The organism is Pseudomonas sp. NY11955 (assembly GCF_048068035.1).
Lineage (GTDB): Bacteria > Pseudomonadota > Gammaproteobacteria > Pseudomonadales > Pseudomonadaceae > Aquipseudomonas.
The window spans coordinates 145,590-167,927 of sequence record NZ_JBLUPS010000013.1; the positions used below are offsets into that span (position 1 = coordinate 145,590).

The 22,338-nt window shown below is 63.9% G+C and carries 19 protein-coding genes; 8 read left to right on the plus strand and 11 right to left on the minus strand.

Annotation, left to right across the window (positions count from 1 at the left end):
- Positions 1–126 precede the first annotated feature (126 nt).
- From ACNFBR_RS22440 to ACNFBR_RS22450, 3 genes are all read left to right on the plus strand, one after another.
- Positions 127–2,085 carry an acetoacetate--CoA ligase gene (locus ACNFBR_RS22440; RefSeq protein WP_416736828.1) on the plus strand — a complete coding sequence of 653 codons (1,959 nt, stop codon included), beginning with the start codon at positions 127–129 and terminating at the stop codon, positions 2,083–2,085.
- Positions 2,086–2,119: 34 nt separating this feature from the next.
- Entirely contained in the window at positions 2,120–2,395 is a 276-nt protein-coding gene (locus tag ACNFBR_RS22445) for a peptidylprolyl isomerase (protein ID WP_016715601.1), read from the plus strand.
- A 120-nt stretch (positions 2,396–2,515) separates the two neighbouring features.
- The gene (locus ACNFBR_RS22450) at positions 2,516–4,990 is read left to right on the plus strand and encodes an autotransporter outer membrane beta-barrel domain-containing protein (protein ID WP_416736829.1); all 2,475 of its coding nucleotides are present in this window, start codon (positions 2,516–2,518) and stop codon (positions 4,988–4,990) included.
- Here the strand turns inward: ACNFBR_RS22450 and ACNFBR_RS22455 are convergent.
- On the minus strand, positions 4,987–5,610 hold the full coding sequence (locus ACNFBR_RS22455) for a LysE family translocator (RefSeq protein ID WP_416736830.1): 624 nt from the start codon (positions 5,608–5,610) through the stop codon (positions 4,987–4,989). The two genes, ACNFBR_RS22450 and ACNFBR_RS22455, sit on opposite strands and share 4 nt — an antisense overlap.
- A gap of 131 nt (positions 5,611–5,741) precedes the next feature.
- Between ACNFBR_RS22455 and ACNFBR_RS22460 the strand changes: the two genes are divergently transcribed.
- Positions 5,742–6,551 (plus strand): AraC family transcriptional regulator, encoded by an 810-nt coding sequence (locus ACNFBR_RS22460; RefSeq protein WP_416736831.1) that lies wholly within the window; start codon positions 5,742–5,744, stop codon positions 6,549–6,551.
- A 237-nt stretch (positions 6,552–6,788) separates the two neighbouring features.
- Entirely contained in the window at positions 6,789–7,403 is a 615-nt protein-coding gene (locus tag ACNFBR_RS22465; RefSeq protein WP_416736832.1) for a LysE family translocator, read from the plus strand.
- Here the strand turns inward: ACNFBR_RS22465 and ACNFBR_RS22470 are convergent.
- Positions 7,351–8,076, minus strand: coding sequence for a metallophosphoesterase (locus ACNFBR_RS22470; RefSeq protein ID WP_416736833.1), 726 nt, complete (start codon positions 8,074–8,076; stop codon positions 7,351–7,353). The genes ACNFBR_RS22465 and ACNFBR_RS22470 overlap by 53 nt on opposite strands.
- A gap of 75 nt (positions 8,077–8,151) precedes the next feature.
- On the opposite strand from ACNFBR_RS22470, the gene ACNFBR_RS22475 reads away from it, so the two are divergent.
- The 3 genes from ACNFBR_RS22475 to ACNFBR_RS22485 all read left to right on the plus strand — a co-directional run bounded on the left by ACNFBR_RS22475 (position 8,152) and on the right by ACNFBR_RS22485 (position 9,725).
- Positions 8,152–8,667 (plus strand): DUF3016 domain-containing protein, encoded by a 516-nt coding sequence (locus tag ACNFBR_RS22475; RefSeq protein WP_416736834.1) that lies wholly within the window; start codon positions 8,152–8,154, stop codon positions 8,665–8,667.
- Positions 8,668–8,742: 75 nt separating this feature from the next.
- Positions 8,743–9,486 carry a carbon-nitrogen hydrolase family protein gene (locus tag ACNFBR_RS22480; protein WP_416736835.1) on the plus strand — a complete coding sequence of 248 codons (744 nt, stop codon included), beginning with the start codon at positions 8,743–8,745 and terminating at the stop codon, positions 9,484–9,486.
- Positions 9,483–9,725, plus strand: coding sequence for a hypothetical protein (locus ACNFBR_RS22485; RefSeq protein WP_416736836.1), 243 nt, complete (start codon positions 9,483–9,485; stop codon positions 9,723–9,725). The genes ACNFBR_RS22480 and ACNFBR_RS22485 overlap by 4 nt, the downstream gene beginning before the upstream one ends.
- Positions 9,726–9,729: 4 nt before the next feature.
- Here ACNFBR_RS22485 and ACNFBR_RS22490 read toward each other — a convergent pair whose 3' ends face one another.
- From ACNFBR_RS22490 to ACNFBR_RS22530, 9 genes are all read right to left on the minus strand, one after another.
- On the minus strand, positions 9,730–10,230 hold the full coding sequence (locus tag ACNFBR_RS22490) for a methylated-DNA--[protein]-cysteine S-methyltransferase (RefSeq protein ID WP_416736837.1): 501 nt from the start codon (positions 10,228–10,230) through the stop codon (positions 9,730–9,732).
- A gap of 70 nt (positions 10,231–10,300) precedes the next feature.
- Positions 10,301–11,101: a lipopolysaccharide biosynthesis protein gene (locus ACNFBR_RS22495; protein ID WP_416736838.1), complete on the minus strand. Its 801-nt coding sequence runs from the start codon at positions 11,099–11,101 to the stop codon at positions 10,301–10,303.
- A gap of 165 nt (positions 11,102–11,266) precedes the next feature.
- The gene (locus tag ACNFBR_RS22500) at positions 11,267–12,907 is read right to left on the minus strand and encodes a fatty acid--CoA ligase (RefSeq protein WP_416736839.1); all 1,641 of its coding nucleotides are present in this window, start codon (positions 12,905–12,907) and stop codon (positions 11,267–11,269) included.
- 11 nt (positions 12,908–12,918) lie between these two features.
- On the minus strand, positions 12,919–14,697 hold the full coding sequence (locus ACNFBR_RS22505) for an acyl-CoA dehydrogenase C-terminal domain-containing protein (RefSeq protein ID WP_416736840.1): 1,779 nt from the start codon (positions 14,695–14,697) through the stop codon (positions 12,919–12,921).
- Entirely contained in the window at positions 14,690–17,155 is a 2,466-nt protein-coding gene (locus tag ACNFBR_RS22510; protein WP_416736841.1) for an efflux RND transporter permease subunit, read from the minus strand. Before ACNFBR_RS22510 ends, ACNFBR_RS22505 begins: the two co-directional genes overlap by 8 nt.
- Before the next feature lie 15 nt (positions 17,156–17,170).
- On the minus strand, positions 17,171–18,166 hold the full coding sequence (locus ACNFBR_RS22515; protein WP_416736842.1) for a WD40/YVTN/BNR-like repeat-containing protein: 996 nt from the start codon (positions 18,164–18,166) through the stop codon (positions 17,171–17,173).
- A gap of 22 nt (positions 18,167–18,188) precedes the next feature.
- A complete protein-coding gene (locus ACNFBR_RS22520; protein WP_416736843.1) occupies positions 18,189–19,547 on the minus strand; it encodes a DUF1329 domain-containing protein in 1,359 nt (452 codons plus the stop codon).
- Between the two features lie 38 nt (positions 19,548–19,585).
- Entirely contained in the window at positions 19,586–21,541 is a 1,956-nt protein-coding gene (locus tag ACNFBR_RS22525; RefSeq protein WP_416736844.1) for a DUF1302 domain-containing protein, read from the minus strand.
- 74 nt (positions 21,542–21,615) lie between these two features.
- The gene (locus ACNFBR_RS22530; protein WP_416736845.1) at positions 21,616–22,194 is read right to left on the minus strand and encodes an RBBP9/YdeN family alpha/beta hydrolase; all 579 of its coding nucleotides are present in this window, start codon (positions 22,192–22,194) and stop codon (positions 21,616–21,618) included.
- Between the last annotated feature and the right edge of the window lie 144 nt (positions 22,195–22,338).

Consider the following 22,338-nt stretch of genomic DNA (forward strand, 5'->3'; position numbering starts at 1 on the left):
TAGGAGCAGCCTTGTGCTGCGAAAGGACCGGTAAGCCTTGAGATTGTTCGTGGTTTTCACGGCCTCTTCGCAGCACAAGGCTGCTCCTACATGCAAATAGCATCCTTGCGGTCGAGGAGGTTCGGCATGAACGATGTGCTCTGGCGCCCCTCCACGGCGCGGATCGAGGCCAGCCGGATGGATGCGTTCCGCCGCCGGGTCAACCTGCGCTACAACCTGCAACTCAACGACTACGAGGCGCTGCACCGCTGGAGCATCGAGCAGCGGCCCGCTTTCTGGCAGACCCTTGCCGAGTATTTTCACGTGCGCTGGCATACCCCGCCGAGCCAAGTGCTCAGCGAAGGGCCTCAGATGCCTGACGCACAGTGGTTCGCCAATGCCACCCTGAACTTCGCCGAACACCTGCTGCGCCGCCGCGACGACCGCCCGGCCGTGGTCGCCGTGCGTGAAGATGGCCAACGCGAAATGTTCACCCATGCTGAACTGGCCGCACAGGTCGCCGGGCTGCAAAAGGCGTTCATGGCCGCCGGTATCGTCGCCGGCGACCGAATAGCCGCCGTCATGCCCAACACCTGGCAAACCCTGGTTGCCATGCTCGCCTGCACCAGCCTTGGCGCGGTCTGGTCCACCTCTTCGCCCGAGTTTGGTGTACACGGCATCATCGACCGCTTCGGCCAGATCGAACCCAAGCTGCTGATTGCCTGCGCCGGTTACCAGTACGCCGGCAAGGCCATTGACCAGGTGGCCAAGGTCAACCAGGTGTGCGCTCAGTTGCCTGGCTTGGAACAGCTGATCGTGGTGCCCCATACCCGCAGCGGCACGCGCGCCGACGAATTCCAAGCAGCCAATGTCAGCCTGTGGGATGACTTCTTCCAGCCTGGCGGCGAACCCCGCTTCACCCCGCTGCCGTTCGATCACCCGCTGTACATCCTCTACTCCAGCGGTACCACCGGCGTGCCCAAGTGCATTGTCCATCGTGCCGGTGGCGTGCTGTTGCAGCACCTCAAGGAACACGGTCTGCACAATGACCTGAAGGCCGATGACGTGCTGTTCTACTACACCACCTGCGGCTGGATGATGTGGAACTGGCTGGCCAGCGGCCTGGCGGTGGGGGCCACGCTGGTGCTGTACGACGGTTCACCGTTCCACCCAGGCCCCGAGCGCCTGCTGGACATGATCGACGCCGAACGCATCCACGCCTTCGGCACCAGCGCCAAGTACCTGGCAGCGCTGGAGCAGGCGGGCCTTGAACCTGCCGCCAGCCACCGCCTGAGCAGCCTGCGGCTGCTGCTGTCCACCGGCTCGCCGCTGTCACCACATAGCTATGACTACGTGTACGACAAGATCAAGGCCGACCTGTGGCTGGTGTCCATGTCTGGCGGCACCGATATCGTCTCCTGCTTCGTGCTGGGCAACCCGACCCTGCCGGTGCGCCGTGGCGAAATCCAGTGCAAGGGCCTGGGTATGGCGGTGCAGGTGTGGAACCAGCAGGGCCATGCGGTGGTGGACGAAAAAGGCGAACTGGTGTGCTCGCACAATTTTCCCTCGATGCCGCTGGGGTTCTGGAATGACCCGGACGGTAGCCGTTACCTCGACACCTACTTCAGCCAGTTTCCGGGGGTGTGGGCCCAGGGCGACTATGCCGAACAACGTGCCAGCGGGGGCATGGTGATCCACGGTCGCTCCGATGCCGTGCTCAACCCTGGCGGTGTGCGCATTGGCACGGCGGAAATCTACCGCCAGGTGGAAAAAGTCGAACAGGTCGTGGAAAGCGTGGCCATCGGCCAGGACTGGCACGGTGATGTGCGGGTGGTGCTGTTCGTGCGCCTGCACGAAGGCCTGCAACTGGATGAACCCCTGCGCCAGCACATTCGCCAAGTGATACGCCAGTACACCACACCCCGCCATGTGCCGGCGGTGATTGCCCAGGTCAGCGACATACCGCGCACCATCAGCGGCAAGCTGGTGGAGCTGGCCATTCGCAATGTGGTGCATGGGTTGCCGGTGAAGAACACCGACGCCCTGGCCAACCCGGAGGCGCTGGAGCAGTTTCGTGATCGCGTGGAGTTACGCGAGCAGGCATAATGCCGTCCTTTTTTCCCCGATGCACAGGTAGCCCATGAAAGCCCAAGCCCGCCACATCCTGGTCAAGACCGCTGACGAAGCCGAAAAGCTCAAGCAGCGCATCGCCAATGGCGAGGCTTTCGATGTGCTCGCGAAGAAGTTCTCCATCTGCCCTTCGGGCAAGCGTGGCGGTGACCTGGGCGAAATCCGCCCGGGGCAGATGGTCGGCGCCATCGACCAGGTGATCTTCAAGAAGCCGTTACGTGTGGTACACGGTCCGATCAAGAGCAAGTTCGGCTACCACCTGGTGCAAACCTTCTACCGCGATTGACCGCAACGGGTACCTAGCATTTTTGCCAGTTGCCCCGGCACCGTACATTGCATACAAAACAGGCAGGGCCGAAGCGTTGCTTCAGGTTGTGGCTCCTTCAATGGGCACGGAGACCTGTCTATGCGATGCCACCGCTTGCTGCTGCCTGTCGCATTGCCCCTACTGACCCTGCCTTTGCTGGCTCACCCCCAATCCCAGACGGTTTCAGCCGGTGAAAACCTGGGCGCTCTTGTGCAGACCAATGCCGCTGATGATTTCACCCTCACGGGTGGATCGGTTCAATCGTTGCAGCAAGGCAATGGCCAAGACACATTCAGCATGTCTGGCGGCACGCTTGGGTCGTTGAACCAGGGCGGTGACTTCGACACATTCAGCATGACCGGGGGCACCATCACGGGCGCATTCGAAGACGGTGACTCGGCTTCGTTCAAAGGCGGCAGCATCGGCCGAATTGACCTCAAACTCGCTGACAACTTCCTTGAGATATCCCAGGATCTCGGGGTCGAAACCATCGTTGTCGGCAACGTGGTCAGCGGGCTTGGCAACGACACGATCATCATGACTGGCGGCACCATCGGCGGTGATATCAGTACCAGCAGCGGCGTTGACAAGGTCACCATCAGCGGCGGCACGCTCAAAGGCGAAATTCGTACTGGCAACGACGACGATGTGTTTACCTGGACGGGTGGCCAGATCGGTAAAAGAGTCATCTTGGAGAACGGCAATGACACGGCCACGGTACGCACCCTTGACCTCAGCAACTCAACAGTTACCCTGGACGGCGGCACGGGCACCGACACGCTGACGTTCGAGCAGACTCAGGTCGGCAAAGGAGCGTTGTACGCCAACTGGGAGTCCATCGCCCTAGAGCAAGGCAGCCAGCTGACCCTTAACGACACGCTGAAATTGGGCGACTTGGGCGCCACCCTGCCACGCGTGATCCCCGCCACGGACACCGGCACCTTGCAAATCGATGCAACGAGTTCTCTGATCAGCCGCCAGGGCAGCATTGTCAGTATTCAAGGTGAGAACAAGGCATCGGTGGTGAACGCCGGCACTATCGACCTGAGCAGTGGCAACGACGCACAAGGCCGCCTGACCGTCCAGGGCAATTACACCGGCGACAACGGCACCCTACGCCTGAATAGCGTGCTGGCAGGCGATGATGCAGCCTCCGACCGCCTGGTGGTCAGCCGGGGGGCCATCGGCGGTTCTACCCGATTGCTCATCAACAACCTCAATGGCGCAGGTGCATCGACCGTACAGAACGGCATCCAGGTGGTCGAAGCCCGTGATGGCGCTACCAGCACAGCCACCGCCTTCGTGCAGACCCAGACGCTTTCGGCCGGTGCCTATGACTACCGACTGTTCAAAGGGGGCGTGACGGCAGGCAGCGAAAACAGCTGGTACTTACGCTCCACCCTGGTCGCGCCACCCGCCCCAGTCACTGTACCGGAACCGGTGCCAGAACCTGGCGAGCCGACCCAGCCAACCGAACCAACCGAACCAACTCAGCCAACTCAGCCAACCCAGCCGGGCGAGCCACCCGTGGCCGCCCCAGCCGTCACCCCACCGGTCGCTGCGCCAGCGCCCGGCCAGATCGACCTGCCCGCACCCGTGCCAGGTGAAAGCGTGCCGCTGTATCGCCCAGAAGTCCCGGTATACGCCGCAGCGCCAAGGGGTGCTGCGATCATCGCCCGCCAGGCATTGGGCACCTTCCACCAGCGCCAGGGCGACCAGCAGTTGCTCAACGCCGAGGGCGCCCTGCCCGCCAGCTGGGGCCAGGCTTACGGCGGCACCCTGCGTCAGCAATGGAGTGGCACGGTCAGCCCGAGCCTGGATGGCGACCTTTACGGTTTCAAGGTGGGCCAGGACCTGTATGCCAAGGGTGGTGACAGCGGTTACCGCCAACATGTCGGTATCTACGTCAGCCACAGCCGCCTGGACGCCGACGTCAAAGGTTTCGCCCTGGCCGTGCAGGACCGCAGCGTGGGTGACCTCAAACTCGATGGCGACAGTGTAGGCACCTACTGGACGCTGGTAGGGCCGCAAAGCGAATACCTGGATGCGGTGCTGCAGTACACCCACCTAAATGGCCGGGCGCGCTCCGACCGTGGCGACAAGCTGAACATCGACGGCCACGCCTGGACCGCTTCGCTGGAAACTGGCTACCCCATCGCCCTTTCGGAGCGCTGGACGGTGGAGCCGCAAGCCCAGCTGATCGCGCAGAAGGTCTCGCTCGATAGCGCCAGCGACAGCGTCTCGCGTGTCAGCCACGACGCCCAGGTTGAACTCACTGGCCGCTTGGGCCTACGCCTGGAAGGCACGTTCACGGGCAGCAGCGGCCGCCTGTTGCAGCCTTTTGCGCAGGTCAACCTGTGGCACGGCGACGGTGGCCGCGACACCTTGACCTTCGATGGGGTAGACAAGATCAAGACCGACTACCGCTATACCTCGGTGCAACTGGAAAGCGGCGTGGTGGCGCAGGTCAGCGAATCACTGAGCCTGCATGGCGGCGTGCAATACACCGCCAACCTGGACAGCCGCCAGCAGGAAGCCAGCGGCGTGAACCTGGGCGTACGTTGGCAGTTCTAGCGGCGCGCCGCCAGCAAACCGAGGCCGGCGCAACCCAGCAAAGAGGCACTGACCCGGTTGAACAGCCGGCGTGGGCCGGGCTGGCTGAACCAGCGCTGCATATAGGCGCCCAGGCCCGAGTAAATGGCAATGGCCGCCCATTCCAGCAGCAGGAACAGCACGCCCAACCAGAGGAACTGCTCACTCACCGGCGTGGTGCTGCCGACCGAGACGAACTGCGGCAGGAAGGCGGTGAAGATCAGAATGGCTTTGGGGTTGCCGGCCGCAACCCAGAACTCCTGGCGCGCCAGGCGCCAGGTACCGCGTGGGTGATCGGTTGCCACCACAGCCTCGCCCACCGGTGCGCGCCACAATTGCCAGGCGATGTAGAACAGGTAGGCCGCGCCCACCACCTTGATGGCCAGGAACAGGTATTCGCTGGTATGCAGCACCACCGCCAGCCCCATGGCGGCCAGGGCAATCATGCCGCTGAAGGCGAGGATGCGCCCGCCACCGGCCACGCAGGCGGTGCGCAGGCCGTAACGGCTGGCGTTGTGAAGCGACAGCAGGTTGTTCGGCCCTGGCGCCATGTTCAGGGCGAAGCAGGCGGGGATAAAGAGCAGCAGGCTTGAAAGGTCCATTCTTGTTTTCCTCTGACAACAGGTGTCTATTTCGGCGTGTGCCGGGCCTTGCGGTCAAGTTACAGCCAGCGATAAAAACTGTACGGGTACGCGGCAGCTGTTAACCTGCCGGCAATCCCGAGGAGCCTGCTATGCCCCGTTCCCACACCGTCCTGTGGCGCGACCCGGCCCTGGCGCATGTCGAAAGCCGCCGCGCCTGCCATAGCCGGGCCTGCTACAAAGCCCACAGCCACCCGACGTTCTCCATCGGTGCGGTGGATGCGGGTCAAAGCCATTTCAGCGGGGCTGCCGGTGGGCAAGAACGCCTGACACCCGGCACGTTGGTACTGGTCCCGGCCCAACGTGTACATGCCTGCAACCCCGAGCCTGGGCAGGCCTGGAGCTACCAGATGCTGCATGTGGATGCCGACTGGCTGACGCAGTTGCGCCGGGAATCAGGGCTGGGCGGCGCCGGGGCCGGCGAGCCGGCGCGTGTCTGCCGGGATCCGCAGGTGTATCGGCAGTTCTGCGCGCTGAACAGCGTGCTGTTTTCCAGCGCCAGCAACAGTGAGAAAGATACGGCGTTGATTGCCTTTCTGGGGGATCTGGATTTTTCCGTGCACCCGCCGCTGACAGTGGCTCCCGCCTTGGAAGCTGCCACGTTGAGCGGGTTGCTCACCCACATCGAACACCTGGACCCGGCACAATTGAGCTTGGAGGTACTGGCACGGGAGGCCGGGCTTGGGCGCTATCAACTGATCCGCGCGTTTCGTGCGGCTACCGGGCTTACGCCCCATGCCTACCTGCTCAATGCCCGGGTCAATCGCGGGCGCCGGCTGTTGGGTGAGGGGGTGGCGCTGGCCGAGGTGGCCTACCAGCTTGGGTTTGCCGACCAGAGCCATTTCCAGCGGGTGTTCAAGGCCTATGTGGGGGTAACGCCGGGGCAGTACCGGGGAGACTGAAGGCCTGAATTGCGCGATCCCCTGTAGGAGCAGCCTTGTGCTGCGAATGGGCTGCGCAGCAGACCTAAAGGCATTTAATCCGCATTGCAGATTGCGGGGGCTGCTACGCAGCCCATTCGCAGCACAAGGCTGCTCCTACAGGGGACCGCGCCCACAGGTTGGGTGTGCAATTTTGTTCAATACGGTGCGGCAGGCCCGGCAGCAGACTGCGGTTTTCTCCGTCGAGCAACCCAGCCCATGCAGCCATTTCTGATCATCGCCCTCGCCCACTTCCTCGCCCTGCTATCCCCCGGACCAGACTTTTTCCTGGTCGCACGCAGCTCGATCAACAGCGGCTGGCGCATCGCCAGTGGCGCTTGCCTGGGCATCGCCCTGGCCAATGGCGCGTTCATCGCCATGGCCTTCACCGGCCTTTCGGTACTGCAGCAAGGCAGCCTGTTGTTCACCACGCTGCAGCTGGCCGGCGCCAGCTACCTGCTGTACATCGGCGTGCTGTTTCTGCGCCATGCCGGGCAAGCCAGCCTGGGCACGGTCGCTGGCAGCCAGCGGGTTCAGGGTTGGTGGCGGAATATGGGCATAGGCTTCTTGTCGGGCATTCTCAACCCCAAGAACGCACTGTTCTACGCCAGCCTAGCCAGCATGGTCGCCAGCACCAGCGCCGGCTGGAAAACGGCTTACGCCCTTTGGATGTTCAGCATCGTTCTGCTCTGGGACCTGCTGGTTGCCGTGGCCATCGGCAACCAGCGGGTACTGCGGCGTTTCTCCCGCAGCCTGCCATGGCTGGAGCGGGCCTCGGGGGTCATGCTGGTGGCTCTGGCGGGAGCGTTGTTGCTGCATCTGGCTCGGGGCTGACCAGTTGCAGGGTGCGCATGTCCATCAAGGTGAAATGGCCGCTGGCCCAGCCCCCGGTGTCCAGGTGCCAGACATTGCCCAGCAGCTTGGCCTCCAGCACCGGCGTGTGGCCGACCAGCAAGGCGCGCAGGCCCTGTACCGGCAGGGTGTCGCCTTCCTTCAGCCGCCGCCGTGACCACTGGCACACTTCCCGCACCTTGGGGTCGTCATCCAGTTCCAGCCAGGTGCGTAATACTGTCCAGTCGGCAAACGGGCTGTCGGCATGCAGCAGGCCGACCAATCCGGCCGCGCTCTCGACTTCTATCGCTATCGGTAGCTGTTCGAAGCGCTCAACGAAACGCAGTTGCTGGTCACGCGGCAGGTCGAGGAACCAGCCCCCTCCAGCGGCGCGGTACATGTCCAGATCGAGCCGGCCACCGCGCACGCGGGTAATGGCCAAGGCCTCATGATTGCCCTGCACGGCATGGAACCAGGGCTGCGCCAACCAATCCAGCGCCGCCTCGCTGTGCGGCCCACGGTCGACCAGGTCACCCACGCTGAATAGGCGGTCCACGGCCGGATCGAAGCCGACTGCGTCCAGGCACTGCTGCAGGCGCTGGAAGTGCCCGTGGATATCACCCACCGCCAGGTCCCGTCCGCGGATATTGGCGATCAACCGCCGAAACCGTCCCATTACAATCTTCCTCTGCTGGTAGCGCCATGCCAGGGGTAAAATGGAAGCACACGCAATCTGCCCCGGAGGTGCATCATGCGTACCGCCCTCGTGTGTGCCGTGCTCATGGCGCTGTCACTGGACAGCATGGCACAAGGTGCCCCGGCCGCGCAGGTCGAGGTGCGTTTCGACCACCCGGAAAAATTCCGCGATGCCAGCCTCGACAGCCACGGCTACGAGCGTGGCGCCGACGACTATGTCATGAAAACCCTCAGCCAATACCTGCAGAAGCTCGGCCAGCGCTACCTGCAACCGGGCCAGCAATTGGTCATCGACATCCGCGACATCGACCTGGCCGGGCGCTTCGAACCCTGGCATAGCCAGGCCTACGATGTGCGCTTCATGCGCGAAATCACCTGGCCGACCATCGACCTGACCTACACCCTCAGCCAACCCGGCAAGCCCGACCAGCAGGCGCAGGAACGGGTCAGCGACAAAATGTACCTCAGCCGGCCGGGCCGGGCCGCCAGCAGCAGCGATCGCCTGTATGCCGAGAAGGCCATGCTCAACGACTGGTTCCGCCAGCGCTTCGCGCCGCACTCGGCTTCCTGAAAAACCCTTCACTGGTACAGGCGTTGGTGCCGATAGTATGCTCGGCCCTTCGATCCGTACCAGGGAATGGTTCTCATGAAACTGTGTGCCGTACAACTGGCATCGCTCAAGGGCGATTTACCAGGCAATCTCCAGCGCCACCTGGCCTGCATCGAGCAAGCTGCGGCCCTTGGGGCCGAACTGGTGGTGTTCCCCGAACTGTCGCTGACCGGCTATGAGCCGAGCCTGGCGCGCCAGGCCGCCTTGCCCGTCACCTCCACGCGGCTGGACCCGCTGCAGGCAGCCTGTGACCGCCTGAGCATCACCCTTGCCGTGGGCCTGCCACTGCCAACGCCCGACGGCATACGCATCGGCATGCCAATCTTCAGCCCTGGGGCTGCGCGCCAGGCCTATGCCAAGCGGCGCTTGCACGATGACGAGCTGCCTTACTTCACCCCGGGCGATCAGGCGCTGATGATAAAGGTGGGGGAGCACCGGGTGGCACCGGCGATCTGCTACGAATCGATGTTCATGGCGCATGCGGCCATGGCCCGCGAGCACGGTGCCGACGTGTACCTGGTCAGCGTGGCGAAAACCGCCAAGGGTATCCGCGAGGGATACGCGCATTACCCGGAAGTGGCGCGTGAGCTGGGTATGCCGGTGCTGATGGCCAACTGCGTGGGGCCGGCCGACACCTTCATCGGTGCCGGTGGTTCTGCGGCGTGGGACAGCCAGGGGCACTTGTTGGCGAGCCTGAATGACCACAGCGAAGGGCTGATCGTACTCGACACCCGTAATGCCAGCGCAATCGCGCTGCCTTTGGACCCGCACCCTGCATGATCTATCTGTTTCTGGCGTTGCTGAGTTATGCCTGCACTTATTACCTGGTCGGCTTGCTGATTCAGGGCCAACTCGCCGATGTGGCCGAGGGTTTGCGCCATCGACCCGATGCGCCTACGCCCGGCGAGTACCTGCGTGAAGTCGAGCCCCTTGCCCGTCGAGCGCAACGGCACTACACCCTGATGGCCGGCTCGGTGCTGGCCGTGCTGGCCTGCCTGGTCGCCAGCTGGTTCGGCTGACGCCTTACAGGTCCAGCGCCAGGCTTTGCCGGCCCTCCAGCGCCAGCAGGTACTGCTTGGCCGCCAGGCCACCGGCAAAGCCGGTCAGGCTGCCCGACGCGCCGATCACCCGATGGCACGGTGCGATGATCGAGATCGGGTTGCGGCCATTGGCGGCGCCTACCGCACGCACCGCGCTGGGGTTACCGATTTGCCGGGCGATGTCGCCGTAGCTGCGGGTTTCGCCGAACGGTATCGCCAGCAGCGCGGCCCACACTTGGCGCTGGAACTCAGTGCCGGCAAAGTCCAGCGCCAGTTCGAAACGCTGGCGCTTGCCGGCAAAGTACTCACCGAGCTGGCGGGCGGTTTCCAGCAGTACCGGGCACTGGTCATCACGGTGCAGCGTGCCCAGGCGTACGCGGTTTTCCCGCTCTTCTTCCCACAGTACGGCTGCCAGGCAGTCGCCACGGGCCACCAGGGTCAAGGTGCCGACAGGTGATCGCATGAAAGTGAAAGCGCTGGACATAGCGGGCTCCTGCAGGTTGCGATGGACCTACTGTACGCATCCACAGTTCCTCATGCACCCGCTTTCTTGCTCAAGTAATTGCGCAGCCGGCAATGTGCCGTGCCTGACTGAGATTGACCTTGGGGATCAGGTCGGCGGGAATGCGCGACGTCGCCGACAGGTTGTAGACATGGAAATGCTCGTTGACCACTTCCCTGGCCATCAGCGTCAACGACGGCAGGATACGGCTGTCCCAATGCTGATCGAGCCCGCACGGCGAACACTCGCCTTTGCCGTTCTCATAGAAGCGCCCGACGCTCTGATCGAGGTCTACCCCTACCAGCAGCACCTCTTCGAAGCCCAGGTGGTAAGCCAGTTGCAAGGCCACGTACGCCACTGTGCGAGCATCGAAGAAACCATGGGCCAGGTCTTTGCTGAAGGCAATCGAGCGGCTGCGTTTACTCCACAGTGCGCGGTTGCACACGCAGCTGTCACCGTGGCCGCGCAAACCGTCCAGCAGGCCCGGCGTGTCGGCTTTGTGCAGGGCATAACACTCGGTATCGGCTGGCACATTGGCACCCGCATATTGCTCGGGCCAAAGTGCCAGGCGCTGGCTGTCGCGCAAGGCCGTGGCGAACAAGGCCGGCTGTTGCAGGCGAAAACTTTTGTCGGTGCACACGTAGAAGAACGGCTTGATACCGTGTTCGGCGGTCATGGCGACCGAGCCGTTCATGGCGATGATGGGCAAATGCGCGAATTCGCCCAGCGGAAAATGCTTGGCCGAGGCACCGGAGGCAAGGATCACCACGGGGCCCTGTTGGGTGTTGCGACACGCCTCGAAACTGGAGAACGCCCCGCGTTCAGCGCTTGGCTGCGACGGAAGTGTGTTCATCAATGGCATCTTTAACTGGACAGTACAAACCACAATACCGATCCGTGTATACGCCGTGGCCGCTTTTACCTAACTTTACCTAGCTGAACGTTAGTCAACCGCCATTCCCTTGCTTGGCGGGGTTTTGGGGCCGCTGCGCAGCCCCAAGGAATCGCACGCCAACCGCTAGATTTCAGCCTGGCGAATGCGTTTCTTGTCGATCTTGCCGACGCTGGTCCTGGGGATCTCGGCCACGCAACGCAGCTGCCGTGGTATGGCCCACTTGTTCAGGTGGCCGCTGTCGACGTACGGCTGCAGGTGCCTGGCCAACGACGGCTGGTCCAACTGCATGCCGTCACAGCAGACCACCAGGGCCAAAGGTTGTTCCCCCCACTGTGGATCAGGAATACCGATTACCGCCACCGAGGCGACGGACGGGTGCTGACTGATCAGGTTTTCCAGCGCCACCGAGCTGACCCACTCGCCACCGGTCTTGATCACATCCTTGATCCGGTCGCGGATGCGCACCACCCCCGCCGCATCGATGCAGGCCAGATCGCCGGTGTGCATCCAGCCCCCCAGCCACAGCGCCGCACCGTGCTCCGGTTCGTGCAGGTAGCCTTGGGTCAGCCAGGGCGCGCGCACCACGATTTCACCCAGGCTTTCGCCGTCGTGCGGCACCTCCCGGCCCTCGCTGTCGACGATGCGCAGGTCCACCATGGCAATCGGCACACCGGCATCGATGCGCAGCGGCAGTTGTTGCGCCATCGGCTTGGCCAGCAGCTCAGCACTCAGGTAGGTGATGCTGAGCAGCGGGCAGCTTTCCGACATGCCATAGCCACAGTGGACACTGATGCCGCGCTCGCTGGCGCGCTGGGCCAGGCCCAGGGTCAGCGCGCTGCCGCCCAGCAGCATCTTCCAGCCGGTGAGGTCGGTGCGGCGCCCTTGCTCGCTGTCGAGCATCATCTGCAGCACCGTTGGCACGCAATGGGAGAAGGTCACCCCCTCGTCATGGAACAGGCGCACCAGGCGGTTTGGCTCGTAGCGCCCGGGGTAGACCTGCTTGATACCCAGCGCCGTCGCCACATAGGGCACGCCCCATGCGTGCACATGGAACATGGGCGTGATCGGCATGTACACATCGCCTGTGCGCAGCAGCGGCACCTCACCACAGGCGGCCAAAGTGCCCTGCTCGACCAGGGTATGCAGCACCAACTGCCGGTGGCTGAAATACACACCCTTGGGGTTGCCGGTGGTACCGCTGGTGTAGAACAGCGTGGCCAGCGAATTTTCGTCGAAATCGGCGAAGTCGAACCGGGGCTCGGCAGCCGCCAGCATGGCTTCGTACTCGCCCAGCAAAGGCACTGCCTGCGCGGCGGGAGCACCCTCGCTGAGGCGGATGAAACCATCGACAGTCGGCAAGTCTGCACGTAGCTGCTGCATCAACGGCAAAAAGTCATCATGCACCAGTACCAGCCGGTCCTTGGCGTGGTTCATGGTGTAGCGCACCTGCTCGCTGGACAGCCGCACGTTCACCGTATGCAGCACCGCGCCAAGCATCGGCACGGCAAAGAAACACTCCAGCGCCCGGTGGCTGTCCCAGTCGAGCAAGGCCACGGTGTCGCCAGGCTTGACCCCGGCAGCGGTCAGCACGTTGGCCAGCCGTTGGATGCGTTCCAGCAACGTGGTGTAGGTGTAGCGCAGCTTGTCGGCGTAGACGATTTCCTGATAGGGCTGGTAGCGCACTCCCGACAGCAGCAGGCGCTTGATCAGCAGCGGGTAGGCATAGGCCTGCTCGGCCGAGGGCATGACGCGGGTGGTGATCATGTTCGTGGCCTTCACAGTTGCCCTGCCTCAAGCAGGTACAGGCTGTCGCTGCCGGCCCTGACACTGGCGCTGAGCGAGTGGATGCGTGGCAGCAGGCGTGCAAAGTAGAAGCGCGCGGTGCCCAGCTTGCTCAGGTGGAACGGCTCAGGTGTTGCCTGGGCCTGGCACACCACCGCCATGCGCGCCCACAGGTAGGCGTAGAACGTGTAGCCAAACACCTGCAGGTATTCCACCGCTGCCGCGCCAAGCTCCCGCGGGTTGCCTTGGCCGCGGTCGAGCAACCAGGCGCTGAGTTCGTCGAGGTTGCGCACGGCCGCCAGCAGGGGTACAGCGAACTCGGCCTGCTCCACTGGCAGTGCTTCGGCAAACGCGGCCATTTCGTCAGACACGCCGAGATACGCCTTGCCACCATCGGCAAAAAGCTTGCGCCCGACCAGGTCCAGGGCCTGGATACCGTTGGTGCCTTCGTAGATCTGGGTGATGCGACAATCCCGTATCAACTGCTCCTGGCCCCATTCACGGATATAGCCGTGACCACCCAGCACTTGCTGGCCGTGCACGGTGGTCTCCAGCCCCATGTCGGTAAGAAACGCCTTGGCCACCGGCGTGAGCAACGCCACCTTGGCCTCGGCCTTGGCACGCGCAGCGGGGTCGTCGCTGTACTTGGCCAGGTCCAGCTGCAACGCCACGTAGGTGGAAAACGCCCGCCCACCTTCGTTCAGCGCTTTCATGGTCAGCAGCATGCGGCGTACGTCTGGATGGACGATGATCGGGTCTGCAGTCTGCGTTGGCGCTTCGGCCCCCGTCGGTGCGCGACCTTGCAGGCGATCGCGGGCATAGGCGATGGCACCCTGATAGGAGCGCTCGCCCAGGGCCAGGCCCTGGATGCCCACACCCAGGCGCTCGTAGTTCATCATGGTGAACATGGCATTGAGGCCCTTGTTCGGCTCGCCGACCAGGTAACCAATGGCACCATCGAAGTTCATCACACAGGTGGCCGAGGCCTTGATGCCCATCTTGTGCTCGATCGAGCCGCAACTCACCGCATTGGCCTCGCCCAGCGCACCGTCGGCGTCGACCAGCACCTTGGGCACCAGGAACAGCGAGATGCCCTTGGGCCCAGCGGGTGCGTCGGGCAGCCGCGCCAGAACCAGGTGGATGATGTTCTCGGTCAGGTCCTGCTCACCGCCAGTGATGAAGATCTTCGTGCCGCTGATGCGGTAGCAGCCTTCGGCGATGGGCTCGGCGCGGGTGCGGATCAGGCCCAGGTCGGTGCCAGCCTGCGGTTCGGTGAGGCACATGGAGCCGGTCCAACGCCCTTGGTACATCGGCGGCAAGTACAGCGCCTTCAGCGGATCACTGGCATGGTTGAGCAGCGACAGGCAGGCCCCGGCGGTCAGCATCGGGTACAGGCCGAACGACAGGTTGGCGGCGTTGAGCATTTCTTCGAGCTGGGCGCCAATCACCTTCGGCATGCCCATGCCGCCGTATTCCGGGGCCCCGGCCACACCCACCCAGCCGTCAGCGGCGAATGCGCGGTAGGCATCGGCGAAGCCTTCGGGTGTTTGTACCTGGCCAGCCTCCCAGCGGCAGCCCTGCTCGTCGCCGCTGCGGTTGAGCGGCGCCACCCGCTCGGCAATCAGCTTGCCAGCCTGTTCGAGTATGGCCCGGGCAGTGTCGCCATCGACCACCTCGGCCAATGCGGGCGTTTGCGCCCACCACGTCGGGATGTCGAACACTTCGTTGAACAGAAAAGCCATGTCGCGCAGCGGCGGTAGGTAATCAGACATGAGGCGAACACTCGGTTTCTTGGGTTTTCGAAAGCGCTTTGGCCTGGGCTTCGGCAACCGCCTGGGCGCCCACACCGCGCAGAAGGAAGTGCGACAGCGCCGGTATCAGCACCAGCGCGCCGAGCATGTTCCACAGGAACATGAAGGTCAGCAGCAGGCCCATGTCGGCCTGGAACTTGATCGGTGACCAGGCCCAGCCGACCACGCCGGCCGCCAGGGTGATACCGACCAGCCCCACCACCCGGCCGGTGAAGGCCACGGCTTTCTGGTAGGCCTGGGCCAGGTTCAGGCCGGCGCGCTGGTAGTGCAGTTGCACGCTGAGCAGGTACAGCGCGTAGTCCACGCCAATGCCCACGCCCAGGGCGATCACCGGCAAGGTGGCAACCTTGACACCAATGCCCATGGCCACCATCAGCGCCTCGCACAGCACCGAGGTGAGCATCAGCGGCAGGATCGCCACCAACGTGGCACGCCAGCTGCGGAAGGTGATCAGGCAGAACAGCGTCACCGCCAGGTACACCAGCAACAGCATGCGGTGGTTGGCCTCGCGCACCACCACGTTGGTGGCAGCCTCGATTCCGGCGCTGCCGGCGGCCAGCAGGAACTGGTGCTCGGCACTGCTGTTGGCTTGGGCGAACCGCTCGGCCGCGGCGGCCACCTGGGCCAGCGTATCGGCGCGGTGGTCCTTGAGGTAGGCGATCACTGGCATCAGCGAACAGTCGTTGTTGAACAACTCGGGGGCGTTGACCGAGGCTTGCTGGGCCGCGTAGTTGAGCACGTCCTGGTTGCGCTGCAAGCTGTTCAAGCGCGGGTTGCCTTCGTAGGTACCGGCGGTGATCTGGCGCACGGCGTTGGCCAGCGACGCGGTGGTCTGCACACCCGGCAGTTGCTGCAGCTCCCAGGCCAGGCGGTCGGCGAGGATCAACGTCTGGTATTGCAGACAGCCTTCGGGGGCAGTCTTGACCATGACCGCGAAGGTGTCGCTGGACAGTGCGTAATGCTGGGTGATGTAGGCGTTGTCGAGGTTGTAGCGCGAGTCGGCGCGCAGCTCGGGGGCACCACTGTCGAGGTCACCGATTTTCAGCTGCAGGCTGCCCCAGATACCAACGGCGGTCAGGGCCAGGGCAACCAGCAAGGCAGCGCTGGCCCATTTACGTTCGGTAAAGCGGTCAAGCAGGTCCCACAGCCGGCCAAAGCCACGGTGCTGGTCCGCGCGGGCATCGATACGCAAAGCCCGTTCGGCAGCCTTGTGGCCTACACCGACATAGGACAGTGCCACCGGCATCAACAGCAATGAAGTGAAGATCAGCACCGCCACACCAATGCTGGCGGTAATGGCCAGGTCCTGGATCACCGGAATATCGATCAGCATCAGCACGGCGAAGCCCACGGCATCGGCCAGCAATGCGGTCACCCCGGCGACGAACAGGCGGCGGAAGGTATAGCGGGCAGCGATCTGCCGGTGGGTACCGCGGCCGATGTCCTGGAGAATGCCGTTCATCTTCTGCGCCGCATGGGACACGCCGATGGCAAAGATCAGGAACGGCACCAGGATCGAGTACGGGTCGATGGCATAGCCCAGCCAGGCGACGATACCCAACTGCCATACCACTGCGGTCAGCGAGCACAGCACCACCAGCAAGGTGCTGCGCACGCAGCGGGTATAGCAGTAGATGATCACCAGGCTGGTCAGCACCGCCAGGGCAAAGAACGCCATCACCTCGAGCAAGCCATCGATCAAGTCGCCCATCAGCTTGGCGAAGCCGATGACATGAATACGGTACTGGCCGCTGGCCTGGTACTGGCTACGCAACTGTTCGAGCTTTTGTGAAAAGGCATGGTAGTCCAGGCCTTTGCCGGTGGCTGAATCCTGGTCGAGCAGCGGCACCACCAGCATGCTCGACTTGAAGTCGCGCGCTACCAGGCTGCCGACGATGTTGGCCCGCTCGATGTTCTGCCGCAGTTGTTCGATATCGCCGGCCGCGCCCTGATAACCGTCGGGCATCACCGGGCCACCCTGGAAACCTTCCTCGGTAACCTCGGTCCAGCGCACCGCCGGGCTCCACAGCGACTTCACCCAGGCCCGGTCCACGCCTTGGCCAAGAAACAGCTCGTCGTTGATGTGGCGCAGGGTCTGCAGGTAGCCGGGGTCGAAGATATCTCCCTGGGTGTTTTCCACCACCACCCGCACCGCATTGCCGAGGCCGCGCAACGAGGCGCGGTTCTCCAGGTAGTTTTGGATATAGGGGTGGCTCTGCGGCAGCATCTTGTCGAAGCTCGGGCGCAGCTCCAGGCGGGTCAGCGCCATGAAGCCCAGCACCAGCGTCGCCACCAGCATGCACAGCAGAAATGGCAGGCGGTGGTTGAACACCAGGCGTTCCAGGCCATTGCCCGAGCGCGGGTCGAAATCGGCAAGGTTGCGGATTACCGGAAGGGTATCTTGGCGGGTAGCGGCCATCAGGGTCTTCTCTTGTTATGGGTGCGGCGAGGGGTTACCAAACGGGTTGCGCACGCCCCGCTCGCCCACCAGCACCAGGCGGTTGTCGGCATCGCTGGCAAGGGCGGTCACCGGGCCACGGGCGCTTTGTGGTACCGCGCGGAAACTGGCGCCATCATCGCGGCTGAGCAGCAGGTCACCAGCCTGGCTGGCCAACCACAGCTGCCCGTCACGATCGATGCCGGCGGCGGTGAGGCTGGTCGTGATACCGGTGTCGATCGGTTGCCATTGCTGGCCGCCATCAGTACTGCGGTAGGCGTGGCCGCGCAGCCCGTAGATCAGCAGCGCACCGGGCTTGCCGACGGCGCCGAACAGGGTGCCGGCGTAGGGTGTGTCGACCCGGCTGAAGCGCTTGCCGTCCCACTTCAGCAGCAGGCCCTGCTCGCCGGTGATGTACAGGTCATCACCCACCGCAGCCAGGCTGGTCAGGTGCAGGCCTTGAGGGTTGTCACTGTGGTCGAGCCACGGTTGCCAGTGCTCGCCACCATCAGTGGTGCGCAACAGCAGGTTGAACAAGCCCACCGCATAGCCATTGCGGGCATCGCCGAACCACACATCGAGCAAGGCATTGTCAGTGCCTGCGCCAGGCAACTGTTCGGCCAGGGTTCGACCATCCAGCTGCCTTTGCCAGTGCAGGCCACCATCGCGGCTGTGCAGTACCACACCATCGTGGCCGACCGCCCAGCCCAGTTCGGGGGTGGCGAAGCTCACCGCATTCAGGTCGGCGCTGACCGGCACCTGAGCCTGCTGCCAGTGCGCGCCGTGGTCATCGGAATACAGGATGTGCCCACGCGGCCCAACCGCGACCAGGCGTTGCCCGGCCAAGGTCACATCCCGCAGGGCACTGCTGCTGGCCAAGGCGCTGGGCATGGCGGGCACATCCAGCACATCGGTGAATGGCGCCGCCTGCGCCGCGCCGTGTAGCGCGGCCAGGGTCAGCATCACCACGCTGCATCGTTTGAAGACAGACATCGGCAACCTCTGCTCCGTGGGTTCAGCGAATGCCATTGCCGGCCAGCGACTCGGGCGACCACTGGGTTTTCGACAGTGGCTCGATGTAGCGGATACCGCCATAAGCACCGACCACGCCGTTGAGGTTGTAGGTGCCGCCGATCAGGTCGTAGATCATGAAAGGCGTGGCGTCCGGGGTCTGCTTGTCATAGCTCTGGGTGAGGAAGGCGAACGAGCCGCGATACAGTTGGCCACGGGCGTCGTACTGGTCCGAAGCCAGAGCGATCCAGCTGTCCTCGTCAAGGTAGAAGCGGCGCTTGTGGTAGATGTGGCGCGCACCCTCCTTGAGCTTGCCTTCCACCACCCACACGCGGTGCTTTTCCCAGCGCACGAACTGCGGTGCCAGGTGGTTTGGGGTAATCACCTGCTTGACGTCGGTGTTGTAGGTCAGCTGGTAGGTGTTGTACGGCACGTACATTTCCTGCTTGCCCACCAGGGTCCAGTCGTAGCGGTCCAGCGCGCCGTTGAAGACGAACACGTCGTCGTAGGTGCCAGAGCCGGAGGTGCCCGGGTTGGGTGTGTCGTAGGCCAGGTTAGGTGCCAGTTTCACCCGGCGCTGGCCCGGCAGGTATTGCCAGGCGTTGCGTGGCTGCACCAGCGGGTTGGCGGCGTCGCGCAGCATCATCGCTTCACCGGCACGGCGCGCGGGCCCGGTGTACACCAGTTTCATCTGGTAGTAGGTGTCCTTGGCACCGATCGGCTTGGCCATGTCCTCGTAGATCGGGTAGCTGATGTTGGCCTGGCCGGTGGTCGACAGCGACGCTTTGCCGGCAGCGTCGACGTTCCACGAGTCGTACTTGGCGGTCATGCTCACGCCCTGGTAGCGCAGCAGGAAGTTCCACATGGCCTCGGCGCCGTTCTGCGGAATAGGGAACGGGATACCCGGTAGCACGTTGTCCACCGCAGTGCCGCCCTCCTGGCTTTTCGCACCGGTGGCGTTCTTGCGGGTGTTGTCCAGCACTGCCTGCGGCAGCGCCACACTGCGGTGGGTCGGGTACACGTCGACGCGGTAGCTGGGGTAGCGCTTGAGCAACTCCAGGGTGGTGGCGGTCAACTGGCCCTTGTACTGATCGGCGTTCTTGCCATCGATGACCAACAGCGGCTTCTCGCTGGCAAACGGGTCGGGGCGCATGCTGGCACCGTTCTGATAGCTGGCTGGCGGCGTTTGCAGGCCGCCCTGGTAGGCCGGGATCGAACCGTCGGCATTGCCGGCCTTTTCTGCGCCGATGGCGGTCAGGTTGCTGCCCAGGTGTGCAGCCTGGTCAGGGGAAACGGCGGCCTGGGCGGCGTTCAGCGCGGCCAGCGACAGGCACGAGGCCAGCAGGGTACGTACGAAATTCATGATGGTTGTCTTCCTGTGTAGGCGGTAGGAAACATGACTCAGAAGGTCGTCTTGACGGTCAGGTACAGGGCACCACGGTCCTCGGTGGTGGCACCACCGCCGGAGAAGGAGGCGTAGCCGCCGCCGTAGCAGGTGTAATCCTGTTCGCCGTCCAGGGCATTGGGGGTGCTGCCATCGGTCTGGCCGTCCTTGCAGGCCTTGGTCTCACCGAAACTGTCGACGTACTTGAGGTCGACGAAGTACTGGTTGTAGATGGCGGCGCTAAAGCCCACCGCGTAGTTGCCGGTATTCTCGGCACCGCCGCCTTGCACCGGCGATACACCGTCGATGCCGACGTTGACCGACAGCGGCATGCTCAGGTCCATGCCCGGAAACACCTGGTACCAGGTGGGGGTGAAGTTGACGGCGATGCCCCAGTTGTCACGGGTGGCCTTGTCGATGCCGCGGTAGCTGCTCTTGCCTTTGTACAAAGCTTCGTTGTGGCTATCGAGCTTGAGCAGGTTGCTGTAGAACAGCTCGCCAAGCAGGGTCGCCGAGTCGAACAGCGGCGTGTCGCCAATCGTCATCAGGCCGTTGAGGGTGAAGTGCAGGGTGTCGCCGGTGGCGCTCAGGCTGTCGCCATCCTTGGGCACGTCGTAGATCACCCCGCTGCTTGGCAGGCGTGCCGGCAGCAGGCCGAAGCCGCCGCCCAGGCCACCTTGGCCGGGGGCACTGACGATTGCCGGGATGCTCGCCAGCGGCATGTTGTGGCGGATGTTCAGGTCGCTGCCGACGCTGATGCCGGCCACATCCTTGGAAAGGCTCAGCCCGTAAACGTCGATGTTGTCGGCATAGGCAAACTGATAAGTGGTGCTTTGCAGCGAGTTGTACAGGTTGCCGACCGCGCCTTGGCGGCTGGCCGGCGGGTTGCCGAACGGGCCGTTGGCCACGGTCATGCCGCGCGCATCGAGCCAGGCCTGAGGCAAGATCTCGGACGTCTTGCGGTAGTAGAAACCAAGGGTGCCGCCCAGCCATTCTGGCGACCACTTGGCCATGATGCCCCAGTCGCCGCTTTTGCCGGGAGTCAGGTCATGACCGCGGCGAATGGTGGTCAGCGCACCGCGCACCGGGATCAACCCCGGGGTGCCTGTGTGGCCCAGCAGGAAGCTCTGCGCGCCCTCGCCCACCACATCAGAACCGCCATAGTAGGTACCGGCCTCGGGCAGGCGGGCAGCGTCCCAGTCGAAGAAGTACTGGGCACCCAGGGTGAGCTCGGAGTTGACCAGGAACGAGGTCGACAGCTGGTTGCGCGGTACGAACAGCTCCTTGGCCTCTGTGCCCGGCGAAGCCGCCAGCTTGGCCAGGTCCAGGCCGGACTGGCCATAGCTCAGCGAATGCACCGGGTTGAGCAGGGTTTCACCCCAGAACAGGTTGTGCTGGCCCAGCTTGGCGCTGACCTGGGACGCTTCGCCCACATCGCGGCTCATGAACACGAAGGCATCCAGCACTTCGCCCGACGGGCCGCTGTAGTAACGCTGGGCGTAGTTGCTCAGGTGCGGGCTGCCCAACGGTATGCCGGTGCCCGGCAGGCCATTGAGGCTGGGGTTGATACCCGACTGGTCACCGTTGCCGTTGACGAACGGGTTGCTGTTGGACCCCGTGTTGTCGTAGGCCTTGTCGTACCAGCTGGCAGTGCTGACACGAAAACCGGTGTTGCCCTGGTACACCACATCCAGCTCGGTCAACAGGTCGACCCGGTTGGTGATGTTGGTGCCGGCCTTGCGGAAGTTGTAGTCACCGTCGTTGCTGTTGGGCGTACCCAGCAGGCGCTTGTCGGCGCTTTCCGTGCGCACGCCGTAGTTGTATTTGACGGTATTGTCGAAGCGCACAGCCCAGTCTTCATGGCCGGTATCGACTTCGAAGGCCTGGGCGGCGGGCAGCGTGAGCAGGCCGATGGCGCAGGCGAGCAGGCAGCGCTGTGGCTTCACAGCACGGTGAATGCGGTGTTCTGGCATTACGATGGCTCCACGTATTGTTATTGTTTTTTACGCCGCCCGTCTGCTGCGGGCGTGGCTGGGGCGTCCATGCGTTACTGCGGGTTTGCGCTGTCCAGCCGGCGGATCAGGGCCTCGGCCAACGGCCAGGGGCCGAAACCGGAGGCTGGGTTGAGATGGCCAACGGCGCCCAGGCCGATCAATTCGCTGCCCCAACGCCGGGCCAGTTCACCGGCAGCGGCGTAGCTGGCGAGGTGGTCGTTGCTGCTGGCCGCGACGATGCTGGGGAATGGCAGCGGCGAGGACGGAAGTGGCGACCAGCCCTTCTCGGCCAGGCTGGCCGGGCTCGGGTAATGCGCCGGCCAGTGAGCGTTGAGGTCAGGCGGGGCAGCCAGCAAAGCGCCCTTGATCGGCCGCCGATAACGTGCTGCCCAATGGGCGACCATCAGTGCGCCGGCACTGTGCGCCACCAGTAGCACCTGGCCATCGATCTGTTCCAGCTCGCGCTGGATCGCCTCTACCCGAGCGTTGCAGCACAGGCCGTCAGCTTGCAGCGGCGGTACGCTGCGTACCTTGGCCAGGCGGCCGGCAAGCAGCGTTTGCCAATGTTCGGCGACGTGGTCGCGCAGGCCAGGGACAATCAGCACGGTGGCAGCGGTTTGCAGTTTTTCCACGGTGAACCTCGTGTGCGGTATAGCGCTTGATGTTCACAGTAAACAGCCCGCCCCCTGGGCGCTTCACATTGGGCGTCAGGCGCTTTTCATTTCATGACATTGGCGCGGGAGGGGCTTTGCTTTTCAATTCATGACACGCAGGCT